The sequence below is a fragment of the Mesorhizobium sp. M1A.F.Ca.IN.020.06.1.1 genome (genome assembly GCF_004023265.1).
In the GTDB taxonomy this organism is placed as follows: Bacteria; Pseudomonadota; Alphaproteobacteria; order Rhizobiales; family Rhizobiaceae; genus Mesorhizobium.
On sequence record NZ_RZSR01001196.1, the window covers coordinates 1 to 1,523 of the forward strand.

At 60.6% G+C, this 1,523-nt stretch carries 1 protein-coding gene; it reads right to left on the reverse strand.

Going from position 1 to position 1,523, the window contains the following annotated elements; translation table 11 throughout:
- A partial coding sequence (gene tig / locus EOA60_RS32405; protein ID WP_128312586.1) for a trigger factor occupies window positions 1-1,206 on the reverse strand: 1,206 nt, incomplete at its 3' end.
- Between the last annotated feature and the right edge of the window lie 317 nt (window positions 1,207-1,523).

Sequence of the window (1,523 nt, forward strand, 5' to 3'; positions counted from 1 at the left end):
GTAGAACTCGAAAGCTTCCTGCTGCTGGTTGGCCGGGAAGCGGCGAACCTGCTCGAACAGGCCGCGCTGCAGTTCATCGTCCGACACGGTGACCCCGGCCTTCTCGCCGATCTCGGCAAGAACCAAGCCGAGACGCACGCGACGTTCGGCCAGGCGCATATATTCGGCGCGCGCCTCTTCCTCCGTCGTTTCTTCGTCGGCAAAGGTACGGCCGGCGGCTTCGAGGTCGCGGTTGACCTGCGCCCAGATGTTGTTGAACTCGGCCTCGACGAGCTTCGACGGCGCCTCGAAGGAATAGGCGGCATCGAGCTGGTCGAGGAGCTGGCGCTTCACCTTCTGGCGGGTCATGGAACCGAACTGGTTCTCGATCTGGCCGCGCACGATCTCGCGCAGGCGCTCCAGCGATTCCAGGCCAAGGTTCTTGGCCGTCTCGTCATTGATCTCGAGCGCGCCGGGCTTGGCCACTTCCTTGACGGTGACGTCGAAGGTGGCTTCCTTGCCGGCCAGATGCGCTGCCTGGTAGTTCTCCGGGAAGGTCACCGTGACCTGCTTCTCATCGCCCGCCTTGGTGCCGACCAGTTGGTCCTCGAAGCCCGGGATGAACTCTTTCGAGCCCAGCACCAGCGGCTGGTCGGTGCCGGCGCCGCCGGCGAACGCCTCGCCGCCGATCTTGCCGACATAATCGATGCTCACGCGATCGCCTTCGGCGGCCTTGCCCTCCTTGGGCTCGTAGCTGCGAGCCGATTCAGCGACCCGCTTCACCTGGTCGTCGACCTCCGATTCCGGCACGTCGTAAACCTGACGCGTCACCTTGATGTCGGAGAAATCCTTGACCTCGATGGCCGGGATGACCTCGTAATTGAGGCGGAACTCGAAGTCGGCGCCGCCAGCCAGGATCTTCTCCGCCTCCTTCTCGTCCTCGGTCATGATGACTTCAGGCTGCATGGCGGCCTTTTCGCCGCGGCCCGAGATGATCGAGCGGGTCGAGTCGTTGAGGATCTCGTTGACCACCTCGGCCATGAACGACTTGCCGTACATCTTGCGCAGGTGCTGCACCGGCACCTTGCCCGGGCGGAAACCGTTGATCCGCACCTTGCCGCGGGCGTCGTTCAGCCGCGCCATCAGCTTGGCTTCCATGTCACCGGCCGGCACGGTGATCTTGATCTCGCGCTTGAGACCGGAGTTGAGCGTTTCGGTGACCTGCATCCTAAAACCTTTGTTTTCACCAACGAGGCTGCCAAACGGTCCTTAGCCGTTTACAGCCTGCCGGTATATTCTTGCCGGAAATGGCTTTGGTACGGAACCTGGTGATTTGACCGCCAATGCGGCTCAAACTCTCCTGAACTGCGCTTCCAAAATGTGAAGAAGTCTTTGTTTTTCCTACTTCTTCTTACATTCGGCAGAAGCGGATAGTCGCGTCCCGTCACATTCGACACGCCTTTTGTCACAGGCTAGGCTAATTTTCAACCATCTTCGCGATTACGAGAATGACGGTGACTTGGACCGCGACATTGACAGAATGA